The sequence below is a fragment of the Micromonospora sp. genome, from assembly GCF_048594385.1.
In the GTDB taxonomy this organism is placed as follows: domain Bacteria; phylum Actinomycetota; class Actinomycetes; order Mycobacteriales; family Micromonosporaceae; genus Micromonospora; species Micromonospora wenchangensis.
On sequence record NZ_JBMDWU010000511.1, the window covers coordinates 1 to 19,954 of the forward strand.

A 19,954-nucleotide genomic window follows, 5' to 3' on the forward strand; every position below is an offset into this window, starting at 1 on the left:
CCGCCCTGCGGCCGGGGTGCCGCCCCCCCCGCCGGAGGTGGGGCGTCGGCGGTTCAGTGCCGGCCGTTCTCGGCCGCGCTCACCGTCAGCCGGTGCCGGCTGCTGTCGTCGCTGGAGAACGGCCACAGCCGGTCGGCGTACGCGACCAGTTCGGCCAACTGCTCCCGGCTCAACCCGGCCGACGAGATGCTGGCGTGCACGTCGGCCCGGTACCGGCCGTCGTCGTCGCGCCCGAGCTTCGCCTCGGCGGTCACCTGCACCGTGTGCGCCTCGTCGGTGATCTCCCCGGCCGCCTCGACCGCCGCGTGGTGCAGGCAGGAGGCGAAGGCGGCGGCGAGCAGTTGCTCCGGGGTCAACCCGGTGCAGTGCGGCGCGAGCGGTGACGCCAGCGCGGTGGAGAGCCCACCGTCGTCGGTGCGTACGTGCCCGCCCGTGGCGGTCGCGCTGGCCTCGTGCAGCCAGGAACTCGGATCCGGCATCGCGTTCCCCCCTCATCCGTCGGCCGGGTTCCCGGCCACGAACGGGTGAAACGCCCGCCCGGCGCGCCGACGGCTTCGATCAGACCGGTCCGGTCCGGGACCAGTCGTGCAGCGCCACCGCCTCGGTCTCCTCGGCGGCCGCCCGTTCGGTCCACGGCGACACCGGCGCGGTACGGGGCCGGGGCACCGAGGCCAGCATCGGCACGTAGACCCGGGCGTCGACCACCTCCGCCAGCTCCAGCGCCGCCACCAGACTGCTGGGCCGCTCGCACGGGTCGTCGGCGAGACAGCGCCGGCACAGGTCGGCCACCTCGGCCGGGAGTCCGGCGACCGGCGGCAACGGCTCCGGCGTGATCTTCCGCCGGGACCCGACCAGCTGGGTGGCGGTGGTCCCCGCCGCGTACGGCAGCCGTGCGGTGAGGCAGTAGTAGAGCAGGACACCGACGGCGTACATGTCGGCGGCGGGGGTGGCCGGCTGCCTGTCGAACTGTTCCGGGGCCAGGTACGCCGGAGTCCCCATCAGCATGCCGTCCGGGCTGTGGTCGGGTGCGCCGGCCGGGGTCGCGATACCGAAGTCGAGCACCTTCGCCCCCGACGGGGTGAGCATCACGTTGGCCGGTTTGACGTCGCGGTGCACGATCCCGTGGGCGTGCGCCGCCGCGAGTGCGGCGGCCACCTCGGCGCAGACCCGGACCGCGATCCGCCAGTCCAACGGGCCGGCCCGCAGGTGCGCGGCGAGGGTCTCGCCCTCCACCAGCTCCATCACGATGTACGGCATCTCCCGGCCGGGCAGGGCCGTCGAGGTGCCGAAGTCGTGGACACTGGCGACGTTGGGGTGCACCAGCCGGGCGGCGGACCGGGCCTCGGCCCTGATCCGCTCGACCGAGGTCTGCTCGCCCCGGTGGGCGGGGGACATCAGCTTCACCGCGACCGGCCGGTCCAGGACGACGTCGTGGGCCCGCCAGACCTCCGACATCCCACCCATGCCGATGCGCTGTTCGAGCTGGTAACGCCCGGCCAGCGTCCTCATCGACCCGCTCCCGTCCATGCCGAACGCGTCGCCGGGGTGGCGATGGCGCTGTCGAGCCGGTACCCGGCCGCTGTGCTGGGCAAACCGTGTCCGCCCCGCCCCGTGGACCCGATCCCACGCCGGTGGACCCGGTCGGGCCACCCCGGCCCGACCCCGGGTGCGGTAGCTTGCCGTCAGTGGCCCGCGACCGCCGGCCGCCGGAGGGAGGCCCCGATGGGCGAGGTGACCGTACGCTTCGTCGGTGGACCGGCCCACGACCTGGTCCGGGTCCTGCCGGCCGACCCGGCGGGGGTGCCGCCCGCCCGCTGGGTGCTGCGCCACCCGGACGCCCCGCCGGCCCCCGGCGGGGGCGGTCCCGACCACCTCTACCAGCGGGACCAGCCGGCCGGCGACGACCAGTGGACGATGTCCTTCGTGCACACCTACCCGACCGGCATGAGCCAGTAGCCGCACGCCGCGCCGGCCCGTGGGTGGCCGGGCGCGATCCGGGGAACCGCCCCCCGACGCCGCCGGGCCCGGTACGGTCGAGCGGGGCCGCGCGCACAGCGGGCGCACAGGATGCGCACAGGGCAGCGCCAGTAACCGGTCCCACGATGGGGGCATGGTGACCGAGGGGCAGACCGCACCGCACCGGATCGAGTTGCGCCGCCCCGACGGCGAACCCGTCCGGGTGCTGGTGGTCGACGACGAACCCACCCTGACCGACCTGCTGTCGATGGCGCTGCGCTACGAGGGGTGGCAGGTGCGCAGCGCGGGCAACGGGATGGCGGCGTTGAGCGCGGCCCGGCAGTTCCAGCCCGACGCGGTGGTGCTCGACGTGATGCTCCCCGACCTGGACGGCTTCCAGGTGCTGCGCCGGCTGCGCGAGCAGACCCCGACCGTGCCGGTGCTCTTCCTGACCGCCCGCGACGCCGTCGAGGAACGGATCGCCGGCCTCACCGTCGGCGGCGACGACTACGTAACCAAGCCGTTCAGCCTGGAGGAGGTCATCGCCCGGCTGCGCGCCCTGCTGCGGCGTACCGGCTTCGCGGTGACCGCCCGGGAGGAGGCCGTGCTCACCGTCGGCGACCTCACCCTCGACGAGGACAGCCACGAGGTACGCCGGGGCGACGACCTGATCACCCTGACCGCCACCGAGTTCGAACTGCTGCGCTACCTGATGCGCAACCCGCGTCGGGTGCTCAGCAAGGCGCAGATCCTCGACCGGGTGTGGAACTACGACTTCGGCGGGCAGGCCAACGTGGTCGAACTGTACATCTCGTACCTGCGCAAGAAGATCGACGTGGGGCGCGCGCCGATGATCCACACCCTGCGCGGCGCCGGCTATGTCCTCAAACCCGCGCCGTGACCCGGTCGGTCGCCTCCGCCGCCGGCTGGCCGGCGGCCAGCGGCGTCACCGGTTGGCGGGCTGGTCCCTGCGCCGCCGGCTGGTGCTCACCGTGGTCGCGCTGCTGGCGCTGGTCAGCATCGGCATCGGCGGGCTGACCACGGTCGCGCTACGGCACTTCCTGATCAACCAGGTCGACACCCAGCTCGCCGGGGACAACCGCCGCTTCGACAGCCGGCTGCCCTGGGACCGGACCCCGGGCCAGCCCCGCCCCCTCGACCAGGCCACCGGCCGGCAGGGACAACCCGACCCGCCACCGACGTACCCGGTCGGCTCGATCGGGATGCGGATCGTCCCGCAGGAGCAGCCGTCGGCCCGCATCCGCAGCGCCTCCGGCGCGACCGAGGCGCTCGCCGCCGCCGACGTCGCCCCGCTGACCGGGCTGCCCGCCGACAGCAGGCCGCACACCGTCGACCTCGGCGAGCGCGGCGACTACCGGGCGGTGGCCCGCCAGGTTCCCGGCGGCGACACCCTGGTCTTCGCCATCCCGCTGCGCCCCGTGCAGGAGACCGTCTGGTGGATGGTCGTCGCCCAGGCCGGCGTCGCCACCGCCGGCCTGCTCATCGCCGGCAGCCTGGGCGCGCTGATCGTCCGGGCCACGCTGCGCCCGCTGCACCGGGTGGCGGCCACCGCCGGGCGGGTCGCCGAACTGCCGCTGGACCGGGGTGAGGTGGCGCTGTCGGTACGGGTGCCCGCCGCCGACACCGACCCGCGTACCGAGGTGGGGCAGGTCGGCGCGGCGCTGAACCGGATGCTGGGCCACGTCGCCGCCGCGCTCGCCGCCCGGCAGGCCAGCGAGACCCGGGTACGCCAGTTCGTCGCCGACGCCTCGCACGAGCTGCGGACCCCGCTGGCCGCGATCCGGGGCTACGCCGAGGTGGCCCGGCGGGGCCGGGACCGGGTACCGCCGGACGTGGCCCACGCGCTGCGCCGGGTCGAATCCGCCAGCACCCGGATGACCAGCCTCGTCGACGACCTGCTGCTGCTGGCCCGGCTGGACTCCGGACGGCCGCTGGCCACCGGGCCGGTCGACCTGACCGCGCTGGTGGTCGACGCGGTCAGCGACGCGCACGTGGCCGGCGACGGACACCGCTGGCAGCTCGACCTGCCCGACGAGGCGGTGGAGGTGCCCGGCGACGCCGTCCGGCTGCACCAGGTGGTGGCGAACCTGCTCGCCAACGCGCGGGTGCACACCCCGCCCGGCACCACCGTCACCACCCGCATCGCCCCGGTATCCGACGCGGTGGAACTCAGCGTCACCGACGACGGCCCCGGGGTGCCCCCGGAGCTGCGCGACGAGGTCTTCGAACGGTTCGCCCGGGGCGACAGCTCACGGTCCCGGCAGCACGGCAGCACCGGCCTCGGCCTGGCCATCGTGGCCGCCGTGGTGGAGGCCCACCACGGCACCGTCGAGCTGGAGAGCCGACCGGGCCGGACGGTCTTCACCGTCCGGCTGCCGGCCACCCCGACGCCCCCGGACCGCGCCACGCCCGTGCCGCCGCAACCGGTCGCGCCCGCGCCGCCGGATTCCACAGCCCACGCATAGCTCGGTCACGGGGCGGCCCCAACCCGCTGGTCGAGGCTGGCCGCATGGACAGAACCGAGAGCCTGCTGACGACGCCGGCCGATCCGCCGGACGACACCGCGACCGCACCCCCGTCCGGTCCGCGCGCCACCGCGACCGCACCGCCGGCCCGCTCGGCGTCGTCGCACCCGGACAGCGGCGACGCGACCCGCCGCGGCCCGCGCTGGGTCAGGCCCGCGCTGGCGGTGCTGCTGCTCGGCACCGGCCTGCTCTACCTGTGGGGCCTGGGGGAGTCCGGCTGGGCGAACTCGTTCTACTCGGCGGCGGTGCAGGCCGGCTCCGAGAGCTGGAAGGCGTTCTTCTACGGCTCCTCCGACGCGGCCAACTCGATCACCGTCGACAAGACGCCGGCCGCGCTGTGGCTGATGGCCCTGTCGGTACGGATCTTCGGACTGAACAGCTGGGCGATCCTGGTGCCGCAGGCGCTGCTCGGCGTCGCCTCGGTCGGCGTCCTGTACGCCACCGTCCGCCGCTGGTACGGCCCGGCCGCCGGGCTGATCGCCGGAACGGTCCTGGCGCTCACCCCGGTCGCCACCCTGATGTTCCGGTTCAACAACCCGGACGCGCTGCTGGTCCTGTTGCTCGTGCTCGGCGCGTACGCCACGGTCCGGGCGGTGGAGACGGCCGGCACCCGGTGGATCGTGCTGGTCGGGGTGCTGGTCGGCTTCGGCTTCCTCACCAAGATGCTCCAGGCGTTCCTGGTGGTCCCGGTCTTCGCCGGGGTCTACCTGCTGGCCGCGCCGACCGGCTTCTGGCGGCGGATCCGGCAGTTGCTGCTGGCCGGCCTGGGGCTGGTCGTCGCCGCCGGCTGGTGGGTGGCCACCGTGGAACTGGTCCCGGCCAGCGCCCGGCCGTACGTCGGCGGGTCGCAGACCAACAGCATCCTGGAGCTGACCCTCGGCTACAACGGCCTCGGCCGGATCACCGGTGACGAGGAGGGCAGCGTCGGCGGCGGCCGGATGGGCGGTGGCGGTGGCGGTGGCGGTGGACCGTTCTCCGGGCAGACCGGCTGGTTGCGGATGTTCGACACCGAGGTCGGCGGCCAGATCTCCTGGCTGCTGCCGGCCGCCCTGATCCTGCTCGTCGCCGGCCTGGTGCTGGCCGGCCGGGCGGCCCGCACCGACCGCCGTCGCGCCGGGCTGCTGCTGTGGGGCGGCTGGCTGCTGGTCACCGGGCTGATCTTCAGCTTCATGTCCGGCATCTTCCACGCGTACTACACCGTCGCCCTGGCCCCGGCGGTCGGCGCGCTGGTCGGCATCGGCACCGTCCTGCTCTGGCGGGAACGCCGGGCCGCCGCCGGACCCGTCCCCCCGGTCACCGGTGCCACGGTGCCCGCCGGGCCGGTCGCCGCTTCGGCTGTCCACCCGGGACCGACGCCGGGGGCCGACCTCGGGCCAGCGCAGCCTGCCGCCGGCACGGCACAGCCCACCGCCGGTGCCGTGACGACTGCCGCCGGTGCCGCGTCGGAGGCCGCTGGTCGGCGGCCCGCCCGGTGGCGGGGGTGGTTCGCCACCGGTGCCCTGGCCGGTGCCCTCGCGGTGACCGCCTGGTGGTCGTGGCGACTGCTCGGTCGCAGCGTCGACTTCCAGCCCTGGCTACGGTCGGCCGTGCTGGTCGCCGGGCTCACCGTGGCGGTGCTGATCGTGCTCGCCCGCCGGCTGCCCCGGCGTCTGGTGCCGGTGGTGCTGGCGCTCGGCGCGTCGGCCGCGCTGGCCGGCCCGGCGGCGTACGCGGCGCAGACCGCCGGCACCCCGCACACCGGGTCCATCCCGAGCGCCGGCCCGACCGTGCAGGGCGGCTTCGGCTCGGGTCGTGGCGGGCCCGGTGGTCGGATGGGCAACGGCATGGAGTTCCCCGGTGGTGGCGGCTTCCCCGGTGGTGGCGGCTTCCCGGGCGGCAACCGGGACGGCGGCACCGGTCGGAACGGTCAGCCCCCCGGCTTCCCCGGCGGTACCGCCAACGGCGGCACCGGCCAGTTCCCCGGCTTCCCCGGCCAGGACGGCGGTTCCGGTCCGAACGGCGGTGCCGGTCCGAACAGCGGTGCCGGTCCGAACAGCGGCACCGGTCAGGACGGCGGGCGTACGAGGGGTGGCCAGGGGCGCATGGCCGGCGGGATGAGCGGCCTGCTCGACTCCCGGGAGCCGAGCGCCGCGCTGAAGGCGCTGCTGACGGCCGACGCCGACGACTACACCTGGATGGCGGCGACCGTCGGCTCCAACAACGCCTCCGGCTACCAGCTCGCCACCGGCCGGCCGGTGATGGCGGTCGGCGGCTTCAACGGCAGCGACCCGTCACCCACGCTGGCCCGGTTCCAGGAGTACGTGGCCGCCGGGAAGATCCACTACTTCGTCGGCGGGGGCGGCTTCCGGGCCAACGGCGGCAGCTCCGCCTCCCAGGAGATCGCCACCTGGGTCACCGAGAACTTCACCGCGCAGACCGTCGACGGGGTCACCGTCTACGACCTGACCGACGCCGGACAGGAGGCACAGGGATGACCACGATCGGCAGCCCCCGGCCCGCCGTGCAGACCCGGACCGGCACCCCGACCGCCGTGCTCGACGTGGTGGTGCCGGTCTACAACGAGGAGGCCGACCTCGGTCCCTGCGTACGCCGGCTGCACGAGCACCTGAGCGCGCACTTCCCGTACCCGTTCCGGATCACCGTGGCGGACAACGCCAGCGTCGACGGCACCCTCGCCGTGGCCGAGGCGCTGGCCGCCGAACTCCCGCACGTCGAGGTACGGCACCTGAGCGCCAAGGGACGCGGCCGGGCGCTGCGTGCCGCGTGGTCGGCGTCGGACGCCCCGGTGCTGGCGTACATGGACGTGGACCTGTCGACCGACCTGGCAGCGTTGCTGCCGCTGGTCGCCCCGCTCATCTCCGGCCATTCGGACCTCGCCATCGGCACCCGGCTGGCCCGGACCTCCCGGGTGGTGCGGGGCGCCAAACGGGAGGTGATCTCCCGGGCCTACAACCTGCTGCTGCGGGGCGCTCTCGCCGCCCGGTTCTCCGACGCGCAGTGCGGCTTCAAGGCCATCCGCGCCGACGTGGCCCGGGAGCTGCTGCCGCTGGTGCAGGACACCGGGTGGTTCTTCGACACCGAGCTGCTGGTGCTCGCCCAGCGCGCCGGACTGCGCATCCACGAGGTGCCGGTGGACTGGGTCGACGACCCCGACAGCCGGGTCGACATCGTGGCCACCGCGCTGGCCGACCTGCGCGGCATCGGCCGGCTGGGGCGGGCCCTGGTCACCGGGGCGTTGCCGCTGGCCGCGCTGCGCGCCCAGTGGGGCCGGGCACCGCTGGCCGCCGCACCGGCGCGGGTGCCGGCCGGGCTGCCCGGCCAGTTGGCCCGGTTCGCCCTGGTCGGCGTGGTCAGCACGGTGGCGTACCTGGTGCTGTTCGTGGCGACCCGGGGGATGCTCGGCGCGCAACCGGCGAACCTGCTGGCGTTGCTGGTGACGGCGGTGGGCAACACGGCGGCGAACCGGCGGCTCACCTTCGGCATCACCGGCCGGCGGTCCGCCGGCCGCCACCACCTGCAGGGGTTGCTCGCCTTCGCCCTCGGCCTGGCGTTGACCAGCGGCGCGCTCGCCGCCCTGCACTCGGTCGGCACCCCGTCCCGGCCGGTCGAACTGGCCGTGCTGGTGGTCGCGAACCTGGCCGCGACGGCGCTGCGGTTCCTGCTGCTGCGCCTGGCGATGCACCACCGCCGGGCCTGACCGGCCGGGCGGTGGCGCGTCGCGATCTCCGTGCCCCGCCCGCACCGCCGGGCAGCCGGCACGGGCCGTGCGGTGCGGGGCCCGCAGGACCGGTCCGGGCGGCGCGGGGCGGGACGACCCGGTCCGGGCGGGCCTCAGTTCACCGGTGTGACCACCACACCTGCGGAATGCTCTCGCGGATGTCCCCCGTGGGGCACCTCGGGCAGCGCGACGGTACGCGCCACCGCCTCCGTGACCCCGGGGGAGAAGTCGGCGGTGGTCGCCCGGACGATCAGTTCCGGGTCCAGCCGTACCGACGTGGTGCTGCCCGAACCGAGCAGGGTGAGCAGGGCGTGTAGGGCCTGCGAGCCCATGTCCCGCAGCGGGGTACGGATCGAGGTGAGCGGCACCAGGAGTTGGGCGTCCACGTCGATGTCGTTGTACCCGACGACCGCCACCTCCCGACCGACCCGCAGGCCGTGGTCGCGCAGGGTGCCCATCGCCCCGATCGCGGCGAAGTCGTTGACCGCGAAGACCCCGTCGGGACGACCGGTGTCCAGCAGCCCGGCCATCGCCGAGGCCCCACCGGCGACGTCGAAGGTGGACGGTGCGACCCACCGGGGGTCGACCGGCACACCCCGGGCCTTCGCCGCGGCGAGGAAGCCCGCGACCCGGTCGGCGGCGGTGCTGGCGTGCCCGGGACCGGCGATCACCGCCAGCCGCCGGCAGCCCACGTCGATCAGGTGCTCGGCGGCGAGCCGACCACCGAGGCGGTCCCGGCCGGTCACCGACGGGAAACCCCGGGAGGCCCGACTGACCAGCACGAACGGTACCCCGTCGGCGGCCAGCCGGGCCAGCATCGGATCGTTGCGGCGGGCGTCACCGATGATCAGCCCGTCCACCCGTTCCCCGATCAACCGCTGGATGCGCACCGCCCGCGCCTCGTCGTCGTCCCAACTGCTGCTCACCACCGCCTGGTAGCCGGCGGCGGCAGCGGCGGCGTCGATGCCCTCGAAGACGGTGGCCAGCACGATGTCGGTGATCCGGGGGACCAGCACGCCGATCACCCCGGTCTTGCCGCTGCGCAGGCTGGCCGCCCAACGGTCCCGGTGGAAGCCCAGTTCCCGGGCGGCGGCCACGATCCGGGCCGCGGTCGCCGGGGCGACCCGGACGTCGTCGCCGCGCAGCACCCGGGAGACCGTGGAAACGTGCACCCCGGTGTGGCCGGCGACGTCGCGCAGGGTCACCCGCTTGTTCACTGTGCCTCCCGTGCCGGACCGGTACCCGTACCCGGCAACCTAGCTGAGATGACTGCCCCCGTTCACATCGAAGGTCATGCCGGTGACCGTGGCGCAGGAATCGGAGAGCAGGAACAGCACGATGTCGGCGATCTCCTGCGCCGAGGAGACCCGGCCCAGGGGCATCCGGGCCCGCAGCCCCGCCTTCTGTTCGGCGGTGAGCCGGTCGTGCATCGGGGTCGCCACCGGGCCGGGCGCGACGGCGTTGACCCGTACCGCCCGCGGTCCGAAGTCGACGGCCAGGTGCCGCATCAGGCCCAGCACCCCCGCCTTCGCCGCCGCGTACGCCGTGCCCGACAGCCGGGTGCCGCCGTCACGGGCGTTGAGGCTGCTCATCAGCACCAGCGACCCCCCGCCGGCCGCCGCCATCCGGGGCACCACGGCCTGGGAGACGACGAACGCGGCGGTGAGGTTGTTGCGCAGGGTGCGTTCCCACTCGGCGAGGCTGGTCTGTTCGATGCCACCGGCGCTGACCACCCCGGCCAGGTGGGCCACCCGGCGCGGGGTGCCGATCGCGTCGACGAACCCGCCGACCGCGACCGGGTCGGCGGCGTCCACGCCGGTGGCGACGTCCAGCACGTGCACCGTCTCGCCCCGGGCGTGGGCGGCGGCGACCACCGCCGCACCGATGCCGCTGGCCCCGCCGGTCACCAGCAGGCTCACGACGTACCGCCGAGGATCTCGTCGCGGGCCCGCCGGTAGGCGTCGGACAGCAGCATCTCCGGCTGGGAGTAGACGACGAAGCGGACGCCCCGGTCGATCCAGCGGCGGGCCTCCTCGGCTGAGTAGGCGAGCATGCCGGCGACCCGGCCGGCGGCGACCACCCGCTCGACGAAGTCGACCGCGTGCTTCTCCACCTCCGGGTGGGTGGGCTGGTAGCCCAGGCCCAGCTTGACCGACAGGTCGGCCCGGCCGAGCATCAGCACGTCGAGGTCGGCGGCGAGGATGTCGTCCAGGTTGGCCAGCCCGGCCGGGGTCTCGACCAGGGCGACGACCGTGGTGTTCTGCCCGGCCCAGGTCAGGTAGCGGTCGAAGTCGCCCCGGGCGGTGCCGTGCCCGGCGGCCCGCGCCGCCGAGCACAGCGTCCGGTCACCGACCGGCGGGTAGTGGGTCAGCCGGGCCGCCTCGACGGCCTGCGCGCCGGTCTCCACCAGCGGCAGCACCACCCCGCCGGCGCCGCTGTCCAGGGACCAGAGCAGGTCCTTCTCCTCGATCCGGCGCAGCCGGACCAGCGGGGTGGTCCCCGCCGAGCCGGCCGCCCGGACCATCGCCAGCACGCTCTGCTCGTCGGCGGCGGCGTGCTCGGTGTCGACGACGAGGAAGTCGTAGCCGAGGGCGCCGAGGATCTCGCCGATCGCCGGTTCCTGCAGCAGGGTCAGGCTGCCGAGGGCGACGCCACCGTCGCGCAGCACCTCGGCCAGCCGGCTCGGACGGGGAAACATCAGGACTCCAGCTTCTGCACGCCGCCGCAGTCGCGGTTGGCCGGCACCTCGCCGACGATCTTCAGGGCGGCGTCGACGACGGAACCGTCGTGCCACTCACCGACCTCCGGCAGCTTCTCAATGATCTTGTTGTCGAGCAGCCACTTGCCGTCCTCGGCGGTCACCGTGGCGGTGTCCACCCGACCGTTCGGGTCCATGTACGGCCACTGGTCGGTGCCGTACAGCTTGGTGATCGTCTCCGCCGGCACCTTGGTCCGCTCGGCCACGATCTTGATGACGTCGTCCTTGTTGGCCGGGTCCTGGTAGTAGCGCACACCCTCCAGCCAGCCGGCCATCCACCGGGCCGCGACCTCGGGCCGCTTGCTGATGAAGTCCTGCGACATGGTGATCAGGCCCTGCTCCTGGTTCGGGGCCACCTCGTTCATCGCCAGCACCCGCTTGGCCTGCCCGTCGGTGATGAGCTGGTACGCCAGCGGCTGCACCACGAAGCCGGCGTCCACCGCACCGCTCTTGAGCGCGTTGGCCGTGTCCGGGTAGCTCAGGGTGACGATCTGCCCCAGGTCGGACTGCTTGAGCCCGACCTCACCCAGCGCCCGGTCCAGCCAGTACTCGGTGGTCGAACCCTTGGCCAGGATGGCGACCTTCTTGCCCTTGAGGTCGGCCACGCTCTTCAGACCGCCGTCGAAGGCCTGGGTACGGGCCAGCAGGAGGTTGTCCGAGGCGCACCGGTACTGCTGCCGGTCGGCCACCGCCCGCACCCGCAGCCCCTGGTTGACCGCGTTGAACAGCGCGCCACCGGTACCCGGGATGTTCACGTCCAGCTTGCCCTGACCCTGCACCGCGAGCCGGGAGTAGATGTCGGCGTTGCTGAACTCCACCTCGACCTTGTGCTTGCCGAAGAAGCCCTTCGCGTCGGCCACCATCATCGGGGCCAGCGAGAGGATCTCCAGCGAGTTGACCGTCACCTTGTCGGTGCCGCCGGCCCCCGTCGACTCCGCGTCGTTCCCGCAGGCCGCGGTGCCGAGCAGCAGGCTCGCCCCCAACAGCGCGGCGATGACACCCTTGTTCTTGATTGTCATGATTGGCCCTCCGTCCAGCTGAAGAAGCGCCGCTGCACGCGCAGCGTCACCGTGGTGAGGAAAAAGCCCATCGCCGCGATCACCGCGAGCGTGGCGTACATGTTGTCGATCTGATAGATCTGCCAGTAACGCCAGGTCATCGACCCGACGCCGTCGCTGGCGGCGAGGAACTCACCGGCGATCGTGCCCAGCAGGGCGAGCCCCGCGGCCAGCCGGATACCGGCGAAGATGGACGGCAGGGCGCCCGGCAGCACGATCTTCCAGAGGATCTGCTGCCGGCCGGCACCCAGGTTGCGGGCCATCAGGATCAGCCGCTCGTCGACCTGGAGCACTCCGGACATCGCGTTCACCACCGCCGGGAAGAACGAGATGATGCCGGCGAGCACCACGATCGGCCGTCCGCCGGTGCCGAAGATGACCAGCAGCAGCGGCAGGATCGCCACCACCGGGATCGGGTACGTGATGGCGATCAGCGGATCGATCAGCACCCGCACCCACCGCGACCGTCCCATCGCGATGCCCAGCAGCGTCGCCGGGATCACGCCGAGCAGGAAACCGAGCAGGATGCGCTGGGCGGTGATCCCGATGTTCGGCAGCAGCTCCCCGGAGGAGAACAGGTCGACCAGCGCCTGCACGCACTCCGACGGGGCCGGGAAGAAGGTCTTGTCGATCAGCCCGGCCATGCTGCCGCCCTGCCACAGCGCCAGCACCACGACCACCGGCACCATGCTGCCCAGCCCGCTGCTGAGCAGCTTGAAGCCGCGACCCGGTGGGCGTTCCGCGCGGGGGTCCACCGCGTAGCGGACCACGGGTTCGTCGGTCGCCCGCTCCCGGGTCGGCACGCTCTGCTCGCTCATCGGTCCCCCTTCGCTTCCGCCCACTCGGCCGCCAGGGTGGCGTCCCGCAACTGCGCCCACAGGTGGCGTTTCAACTCGGTGAACCGCGGGTCCAACTCGACGTCGCGAGTACGCGGCCGGGGGAACGGCACCCGGATCTCCTCGACCACCCGGGTCGGTCGGGGCCCGAGCACGATGATCCGGTCCGCCAGCAGCAGCGCCTCCTCGATGCTGTGCGTGATGAACAGGACCGTCTTGCGGTGCTTCGACCAGACCTGGAGCAGCTCGTCCTGCAGCAGCGTGCGGGTCTGGGCGTCCACCGCCGCGAACGGCTCGTCCATCAGCAGGACCTCGGGGTCGCTGGCCAGGGCCCGGGCGATCCCGGCCCGCTGGCGCATGCCGCCGGACAACTCGTGCGGCTTGTTGTCGGCGAACGCCTCGATGCCCATCATCGTCAGGTGCTCCCGGGCGACCTCCCGCCGCCGGGCGGCGGGCACCCCGCGCAGCTCCAGCCCGAAGCCGACGTTGTCGGCGATGGACCGCCACGGGATCAGCGCGTAGTCCTGCCAGACGATCGAGGTGAGCGGGCCGGCGGCGGTGCGCTCGCCGACGAACCGGATCTCCCCGTCGTCCGGCCGGCGCAGCCCGCCGAGCAGGCCGAGCAGCGTCGACTTGCCGCATCCGCTCGGCCCGATCACGCAGACGAACTCCTGCGCCTCGATCGTGGTGCTGAGGCTGCCGACCACCGACAGTCGGCTCCCGTCGGCCCGGGGATACCCCTTGGCCACGTTGTCGATCTCGATGCGCATGGTCACTGCCCTCCGTGGGCCGGCAGGTCGGAGTAGTTGTGGTGCCACCAGTCGGCGATGTCGCGCCGCCTGGCGAACCAGACGCCGGGCAGGTCCTGCGCCCAGGCGATCAGGTCACGCAGCGCGGAGGCCCGCCCGGCCTGGCCGATCAGCCGGGCGTGCAGCCCGATCGAGATCATCTTGGGGGAGGTCTCGCCCTCCTCCCACAGGTACTCGATGCCCCGCCGGCAGTTCTCGAAGAAGTCCGTCGGGTTGCCGTAGCCGGGGCTGAAGGCGAACCGGCCGTCGTTGTACGTGTGCGTGTACGGCACCACCAGGTGCCGCTGGTCGGCCACCTGCACCCAGTACGGCAGGTCGTCGTTGTAGGCGTTGGAGTCGTACCGGAAGCCGCCCTCCTCGACCAGCAGCCGGCGGGTCCGGTCCGACGGGGCGTACCGGGAGTACCAGCCGACCGGGCGTTCCCCGCACAGCTCGGTGATCGTCGCCACCGCCTGCCGGATCTCGGCGCGTTCCTCGTCCTCGGTCATCCCCGACGGCTCCCGCCAGCGCAGGCCGTGCGAGCAGATCTCGTGCCCGGCGTCGACGAACGCCCTGGTCAGCGGCCGGTTACGGGCCAGCGCCTCGGCGCAGCCGTACACGGTCACCGGGGTCTGCGTCCGGTCGAACAGCCGCAGCAGCCGCCACGCGCCGGCCCGGCTGCCGTACTCGTAGACCGACTCCTGGGACAGGTCCCGGTGCTCGGCGCTGGTCGGCGTGTACGAGATCTCGCCGACCCACTCGTTGACGCTGTCACCGTCGAGGAGGCTGTGTTCGGCGCCCTCCTCGTAGTTGAGGCACAGGCTCACCGCCACCCGGGCGCCACCGGGCCACTCGACGCGGGGCAGGTCCCCGCCGTAGCCGATGAAGTCCCGCTCGGTGCCGGGTTCGACTCTGATCACCATGTCGTCGTGTCCTTTCTGCCGGATCGGCCGGCCCCAGCGGGAACCGGCGGCGGACCGCCGTTCGGATTCGGTGCCCCGCCGCGCACCAGCGCGGTGAGGTCTCGCAGTCGGGTCGCCCCGGGCGCGCGGGCCAGCCCGTGCAGCAGCTCGGCCGCCCCCGCCGGCACCCCCGGGGTGCGCAGCAGCGCGGCGTCGACGGCGGCCAGGTCGTCGGCCGTCATCGGGTCCTCCCGGTCGCCGTGGTGGAACCGGGCCCGCCCGCCCAGCCGGGCACCGCCGTGGGTCGTCACCTCCACCACCGCCGGCCGGCCCGCCGGATATCCCTGGTCCAGCCCGGGGTCGTGGCGTACGGTCACCCGCTCGGCGAGCCGGGCGGCGCGGGTCCGTCGGTCGTCCGCCGCCCCGTCCGGGGCGCCCGGGTCGGTGCCGAGCAGTCCGCAGGCCACCACCCACGGGATGCTGAACTGGCGGGCCAGCCGGCCGGCCGGCCGCCGCTCGGCGAGCAGAGCCGCCCCCGCGTAGGTGTGCACGGTCACCGCCGCCACCTCGGCGGCGGGCAGGGCCCGGGCCAGGGCGCGGGCCACCGTCCCGGCGGTCGGGGTGTGCGCCCACACCCCGACCGGCTTGAAATACACGTCGGGCAGCAGCGGCCGGGACAGCAGCGCGGCGTCCACCGGCCGGTCGGTGCCGCCCTGGTGGACGGTCCGCCCGAGGTGGGGCAGCACCGGGCCGGTGGCCGGGAACCCGGCGTCGGCGAGCCGGGCGACGGTCAGCCCGTTGGCGGTGCCCAGGGCGGGCAGCAGGTAGTGGGCGGCATGCCCCCGCCGGGTGTCGGCCTCCGGCCCGGCCAGCGCCACGGTCAGCGCCAGGTTCACCGTCGCGGCCAGTCCGGCGGCGTCCTGCCCGGCGACGGTCCCGGCGGCGGCCGCCGCCGCGCCGACGCCCCACCCACCGTGCGGGTGCACCCCGGGGCGGGGCGCGCCGAGCAGCAGCCCGAGTCGGGCACCCACCTCCCAGCCGACCGCCAGCGCCCGCAGGAACACCCGCAGGCTGCGGTCGTCGACCTCGGCGGCGGCCAGGGCGGCGGCGTACGCGTGCAGCCCCGGGTGCCCCCGGGATTCGCGCAGCCCCTCGTCGCACTGGCTGACGGTGATCGCCGCCGCCGTCACCGCGGCGGCCCGCGCCGGCTCGTCCGTCCCGCCCGGCGCGGCCAGCAGGCTGCACGGGCCGTCCGGGTCGCCGGCGGTGTCCAGCCCGGCGGGCAGGTGCCCGTGGGCCGCGACGGCGTTGGCGGTCAGCCGGGCCGCCACCTGCCGCACCAGCACCTGCCCGGTGCCGGTGGCCAGCAGTGTGTCGGCGGCCTCGACGGCACCGGCGACGAGCGTGGCCAGCACGTCGTCGTGGGCGTCGGACCGCCGGTGCCCGGTCACGGCGCGATCACCTGCTTGCCGAGCACCCGCCGGTCGGCGAGCGCCTGGTGGGCCCGGCCGGCGTCGGCCAACGACAGGACCGCGTCGACCCGGGGGGCGAGCTGTCCCGCCGCGACCAGCCCCAGCACCCGGGCGATCTCGTCGGGACGCTGGCTGCGCGAGCCGCGCAGCTCGTACTCGTTGCGGAAGGTCTCGATGAGGTCGAGGTGCGGGTGCTCCCCGGCGTGGCCGCCGCCGACGATCAGCCGGCCGGTGGGGGCGAGGGTGCCCAGCGCGGCCTCGAAGACGTCGCCGCCGATGTGTTCGACGATCACGTCGAAGCCCGCGCCCCCGGTGATCTCCCGGGCCTCGGCGGCCCAGTCGGGATTCCGGGTGCTCAGCACCGCGTCCGCGCCGAGCGAGGAGACGAAGTCGGCCTTCGCCGGGTCGCCGATGAGGCCGACCACCCGGGCGCCGCCGAGCTTGGCGAGCTGCACCACCGCGTGCCCGAGCCCACCGGCGGCGCCCGGGGCGAGGACCCACTCGCCGGGGGCGAGCCGACCGATGGAGTACAGGGTGCGCCAGGCGGTGCCGAAGGAGATCGGGGTGGCGGCGGCGACCACCGGGTCGAGGTCGCCGATGTCCAGCAGGCCGCGCGCCGGGGCCACCGCGTGCCGGGCGTACCCGCCCCACCTGGTGATGCCGGGCATGTCGGCGTTCGGGCAGAGGTTGGCCCGCCCGGTCAGGCAGCGGGGGCAGCTCCCGCAGGGCGTGTTGGGCAGCACCAGCACACGGTCGCCCGGGGCCCGGCCGGTGACCCGGGAACCGAGCCGTTCCACCACGCCGACGACCTCGCGGCCGAGCACGTGCGGCAGCCGCAGCGGCATCCGGGACACCCCGCTGCGCAGGTCGGCGTCGAGGTGGTTGACGGCGACCGCGAGCACCCGCAGCAGGACCTCGTCGGGGCCGGGTTCGGGCAGGTCGACCTCGGTGAGGGTGAGCGTCTCGGGGCCGCCGTACCCGTTCATGGTCACTGCTTCGGTCTTCACGCGCGACGTCCTTCCACCATGGTGCGCAGGGCTTCCGGCACGGCGCCGGGTTCTTCGACGGCCAGGGCGAGGGCCAACGCGACCCGGGCCTGGGTGCCGGTGAGGTCACCGGCGAAGAGCGCGCCGGCGCGGGCGAGGGTCGCCCCGCCGCCGGCGTAGACCGGGCGGACCCGGCCCGCCCCGGTCCGGCTGGTGATGACCACGGGTACGCCGCGTCGGCCGGCCTCCGCGATGGCCTCGGCGACCGCGGGTGGGGCGTTGCCCGCGCCGAACGCCTCGACCACGATGCCGGCGGCACCGGCGTGCAGCGACGCGCGCAGGTGGGTGCCGTCCGCGCCCGCGACGAGCTTGACCAGGTCCACCCGGGGCAGTCGGGTGGGGATCGGCAGGTGGGCGTAGTGCCCGCCCCGGGCGGCGGTGGAGACCCGCAGCACGCCGTCCGGGTCGACCAGGGCCAGCACGCCGGCGGTACCGCCGGAGAACGCCGACACCGCCGAGGTGTGCACCTTGCGGCTCTCCACCGCGGCGTACGCGACGCCGCCCATGACCGTCGCCGCACCGAGCGGCCGGGGCGCGGTGACCACCCGGATCGCGTCGGCGAGGTTGCGTCCGGCGTCGGAGTCGGGCTCGTCGGCGCCACGCTGGGCCCCGGTCAGCACGACCCGGGCGTCGGGGCCGGTGAACTGCCCGGTCAGGTAGGCGGCCTCCTCCAGCGTGTCGGTGCCGTGGGTGACGACCACGCCGGTGAACCCGTCGTCGAGCTTGGCCCGTACCGCCTGGACGGTGGTCAGCATGTCGTCCAGGGAGAGCGTGAAGCTCGGCCGGCAGGACAGGTCGAAGCCGTGGATCTCCGCGTCGGTCGTGCCCAGGACGTTCTTCAGCAGGTCCGTGACGGAGTCGGTCACGGCCAGGCCCTTGTCGGGGTCCCACCGCGACGCGATCGTCCCACCGGTTGCCAGAACCGCGATCCGCACCGGCCACACCCCCTTTGCGCAAACGATTGCTCAATCGAGGTGATGACAGTTGCACAAACGTTCGCCCTGCACAAGAGCTGCGAGAACGTGAACCCGAGGATGATATGGATTGGTGGCCGCGTCGATGACGTACGGATGTCGGGCCTGTTGCGGTGTCCGTCGTCGTCCGGTTCCCGGGTCGCCACGGTGTCGCGGCGCGGCGGGCGGCCGGCGGCGTGGCAGGCTGGGACCGTGTACCGGGAACGACCCGCCGGGGTGATCGACGCAGCGGTGCTCTGGGCCAGCGAGAGCCGCCCGGACGCCCCGCCGACCCGGGTGCTGCCCGACGGTTGTCTCGACCTGCTCTGGTCCAGCCGCTCGGGGCTGCTGGTCGCCGGCCCGGACCGCACGGCGCAGCTCAGCGTGTCGGCACCCGGAGAACGGTGGCGCGGGGTCCGGCTGCCGCCCGGGGTGGGCCCGGCCGTCTTCGGCGTCCCCGCCGACGAACTGCGGGACCGCCGGGTGCCCCTCGACGCCCTCTGGGGGCGTGACGCCGTCCGGCTCACCGAGCAGCTCGGCGCGTCGCCCACCGCCGCCGCGCTGGCCGCGATCGCCGTCGACCGGCTCGCCCGGGGAGGCGGCGTCGACCCGCTCGGCCCCCGGGTGGCCGCGCTGCTCGCCGCTGGCGCCACGGTCACCGCGACCGCCGCCGAGGTCGGCCTCGGCCCGCGCGCCCTGCACCGGCGCAGCCGGACCCTCTTCGGGTACGGCCCCAAGACCCTCGCGCGGATCCTGCGGTTGCACCGCGCCCTGGCGCTGGCCCGTCGCGGCGTCGGCCTGGCCGAGGTGGCCGCCCGTGCCGGTTACGCCGACCAGGCCCACTTCACCCGCGACGTCCGGGACCTGGTCGGCGTCGCACCGACCACCCTGCTCGCCCGCTGACCACCCGCGTCACCCCGGAGCGGCCGGGTTCCCGAGTCCCCCGTGACCGGGTCCGACGGGCGCGAGGGCCGGCGTTTCGATGGTGCCTGCGTCCGGAGGTGGCTACGGGGCTGAGGGCTGCGGGCTGCGGTGGTTGCCCGGGGCCGCCGTGGTGCTCTCGGGGTCGTCCCGGGTCACGGCGGTGGTCCCGAGGTTCGCCGCCGACAGCGTGGTGACGTGACCGTCGGGCCGACCCCGGCCACCTCGGTCCACCCCACCCGTTGCCCGTCCCGATGGGCGCGGCGAGGGGGTGGGGTTGTGCAGTGCGGGCCCTTTCGAGCTGATGGCGTCAACGAATCGCGCCCGTGCGCGGCCGGCCGGGAGCCCGCCGGTCCTCGGTGCAGGGTGGGTGCGCTTACCCGGATCGATGCGGCTCCGGCGAGGTCGCCCCGGCCCTGGCTGCCTTTCGCCGGTCGCCCCGGCCTTGGCCGCCTTCACGCCGGTCGCCCCGGCCCTGGCCGCCTTCACGCCGGTCGCCGCGCGGCCGGCCCGGGGACGGCGGTCCTGCGCTCCGTGGTGCCCCTTGGCGCGGGAGCCCCGACCGGCCCGCGTTGACGTCGCCGCGAATCGTTGGCGTCATCAGCTCGAAAGGGTCCGTACCGGGAAGGGTCGGCCGGGTCCGTACCGGGAAGGGGCGGCCGGTGGGTCAGCTCGGTCCGGGGGATGCGGTGTCGGGCGTGCCGGCGGGGGGCGTGGCGTCGAGGGGCGCGAAGAGGTCCACGCCGTTGCCGTCCGGGTCGTGCAGGATCGCGTACCGCTGGCCCCAGAACGCGTCCCACGGGGCGACCTCGCCGTGGAAACCCGCCTCGGTGAGCGCGGTCCAGTACCGGTCCACCTCGGCCGGGTCGGCGCACAGGAAGGCGAGGCTGGCGCGCGGGCTGCCGCTGGGCGGCGTCCAGTCGGGGTGGAAGCCGCGCAGCATCGTCACGGTGTCCCAGGCCAGCCGCAGCCCACCGGGCAGGGTGACCTCGACGTGGTC

General features: G+C 74.6%; 19 protein-coding genes. 6 read left to right on the forward strand and 13 right to left on the reverse strand.

Going from position 1 to position 19,954, the window contains the following annotated elements; translation table 11 throughout:
• Positions 1-53 precede the first annotated feature (53 nt).
• A complete protein-coding gene (locus ACOJTC_RS27325; RefSeq protein ID WP_204924582.1) occupies positions 54-479 on the reverse strand; it encodes an OsmC family protein in 426 nt (141 codons plus the stop codon).
• A gap of 79 nt (positions 480-558) precedes the next feature.
• The gene (locus ACOJTC_RS27330; RefSeq protein ID WP_204924581.1) at positions 559-1,509 is read right to left on the reverse strand and encodes a serine/threonine-protein kinase; all 951 of its coding nucleotides are present in this window, start codon (positions 1,507-1,509) and stop codon (positions 559-561) included.
• Positions 1,510-1,722: 213 nt separating this feature from the next.
• Here ACOJTC_RS27330 and ACOJTC_RS27335 point away from each other — a divergent pair, with 213 nt between their 5' ends.
• The 5 genes from ACOJTC_RS27335 (at position 1,723) to ACOJTC_RS27355 (ending at position 8,199) form a co-directional block, all read left to right on the forward strand.
• Positions 1,723-1,956, forward strand: coding sequence for a hypothetical protein (locus tag ACOJTC_RS27335; RefSeq protein WP_204924580.1), 234 nt, complete (start codon positions 1,723-1,725; stop codon positions 1,954-1,956).
• A gap of 154 nt (positions 1,957-2,110) precedes the next feature.
• The gene (locus tag ACOJTC_RS27340) at positions 2,111-2,857 is read left to right on the forward strand and encodes a response regulator transcription factor (protein WP_204924579.1); all 747 of its coding nucleotides are present in this window, start codon (positions 2,111-2,113) and stop codon (positions 2,855-2,857) included.
• A gap of 52 nt (positions 2,858-2,909) precedes the next feature.
• Positions 2,910-4,442: a HAMP domain-containing sensor histidine kinase gene (locus ACOJTC_RS27345; RefSeq protein WP_420119037.1), complete on the forward strand. Its 1,533-nt coding sequence runs from the start codon at positions 2,910-2,912 to the stop codon at positions 4,440-4,442.
• Between the two features lie 44 nt (positions 4,443-4,486).
• Positions 4,487-6,976 (forward strand): ArnT family glycosyltransferase, encoded by a 2,490-nt coding sequence (locus ACOJTC_RS27350; protein ID WP_420119038.1) that lies wholly within the window; start codon positions 4,487-4,489, stop codon positions 6,974-6,976.
• Positions 6,973-8,199: a glycosyltransferase gene (locus tag ACOJTC_RS27355; RefSeq protein WP_420119039.1), complete on the forward strand. Its 1,227-nt coding sequence runs from the start codon at positions 6,973-6,975 to the stop codon at positions 8,197-8,199. The genes ACOJTC_RS27350 and ACOJTC_RS27355 overlap by 4 nt, the downstream gene beginning before the upstream one ends.
• A gap of 134 nt (positions 8,200-8,333) precedes the next feature.
• Here ACOJTC_RS27355 and ACOJTC_RS27360 read toward each other — a convergent pair whose 3' ends face one another.
• The 10 genes from ACOJTC_RS27360 to ACOJTC_RS27405 are packed head-to-tail and all read right to left on the reverse strand — an operon-like array spanning position 8,334 to position 18,015.
• Positions 8,334-9,437, reverse strand: a complete 1,104-nt coding sequence (locus tag ACOJTC_RS27360; RefSeq protein ID WP_420119040.1) for a LacI family DNA-binding transcriptional regulator — start codon at positions 9,435-9,437, stop codon at positions 8,334-8,336.
• A gap of 39 nt (positions 9,438-9,476) precedes the next feature.
• Complete coding sequence (locus tag ACOJTC_RS27365; protein WP_420119041.1) at positions 9,477-10,139, reverse strand: SDR family NAD(P)-dependent oxidoreductase; 663 nt, start codon at positions 10,137-10,139, stop codon at positions 9,477-9,479.
• Positions 10,136-10,918: an HpcH/HpaI aldolase family protein gene (locus ACOJTC_RS27370; RefSeq protein WP_363654411.1), complete on the reverse strand. Its 783-nt coding sequence runs from the start codon at positions 10,916-10,918 to the stop codon at positions 10,136-10,138. The genes ACOJTC_RS27365 and ACOJTC_RS27370 overlap by 4 nt, the downstream gene beginning before the upstream one ends.
• On the reverse strand, positions 10,918-11,997 hold the full coding sequence (locus ACOJTC_RS27375; protein WP_420119042.1) for an ABC transporter substrate-binding protein: 1,080 nt from the start codon (positions 11,995-11,997) through the stop codon (positions 10,918-10,920). Before ACOJTC_RS27375 ends, ACOJTC_RS27370 begins: the two co-directional genes overlap by 1 nt.
• Positions 11,994-12,854 carry an ABC transporter permease gene (locus tag ACOJTC_RS27380; RefSeq protein WP_204924571.1) on the reverse strand — a complete coding sequence of 287 codons (861 nt, stop codon included), beginning with the start codon at positions 12,852-12,854 and terminating at the stop codon, positions 11,994-11,996. Before ACOJTC_RS27380 ends, ACOJTC_RS27375 begins: the two co-directional genes overlap by 4 nt.
• Positions 12,851-13,642 (reverse strand): ABC transporter ATP-binding protein, encoded by a 792-nt coding sequence (locus tag ACOJTC_RS27385; protein WP_232377477.1) that lies wholly within the window; start codon positions 13,640-13,642, stop codon positions 12,851-12,853. The genes ACOJTC_RS27380 and ACOJTC_RS27385 overlap by 4 nt, the downstream gene beginning before the upstream one ends.
• A 2-nt stretch (positions 13,643-13,644) precedes the next feature.
• The gene (locus tag ACOJTC_RS27390; RefSeq protein WP_204924569.1) at positions 13,645-14,583 is read right to left on the reverse strand and encodes a polysaccharide deacetylase family protein; all 939 of its coding nucleotides are present in this window, start codon (positions 14,581-14,583) and stop codon (positions 13,645-13,647) included.
• Positions 14,577-16,013 carry an MmgE/PrpD family protein gene (locus ACOJTC_RS27395; protein ID WP_420119043.1) on the reverse strand — a complete coding sequence of 479 codons (1,437 nt, stop codon included), beginning with the start codon at positions 16,011-16,013 and terminating at the stop codon, positions 14,577-14,579. The genes ACOJTC_RS27390 and ACOJTC_RS27395 overlap by 7 nt, the downstream gene beginning before the upstream one ends.
• On the reverse strand, positions 16,010-17,041 hold the full coding sequence (locus tag ACOJTC_RS27400) for a quinone oxidoreductase family protein (protein ID WP_204924567.1): 1,032 nt from the start codon (positions 17,039-17,041) through the stop codon (positions 16,010-16,012). Before ACOJTC_RS27400 ends, ACOJTC_RS27395 begins: the two co-directional genes overlap by 4 nt.
• Complete coding sequence (locus ACOJTC_RS27405) at positions 17,038-18,015, reverse strand: asparaginase (RefSeq protein WP_420119044.1); 978 nt, start codon at positions 18,013-18,015, stop codon at positions 17,038-17,040. The genes ACOJTC_RS27400 and ACOJTC_RS27405 overlap by 4 nt, the downstream gene beginning before the upstream one ends.
• A gap of 231 nt (positions 18,016-18,246) precedes the next feature.
• Here ACOJTC_RS27405 and ACOJTC_RS27410 point away from each other — a divergent pair, with 231 nt between their 5' ends.
• On the forward strand, positions 18,247-18,936 hold the full coding sequence (locus ACOJTC_RS27410) for a helix-turn-helix domain-containing protein (RefSeq protein WP_420119045.1): 690 nt from the start codon (positions 18,247-18,249) through the stop codon (positions 18,934-18,936).
• Positions 18,937-19,621: 685 nt separating this feature from the next.
• Here the strand turns inward: ACOJTC_RS27410 and ACOJTC_RS27415 are convergent.
• The coding region (locus ACOJTC_RS27415; RefSeq protein ID WP_420119046.1) for a VOC family protein at positions 19,622-19,954 on the reverse strand (333 nt) is incomplete at its 5' end.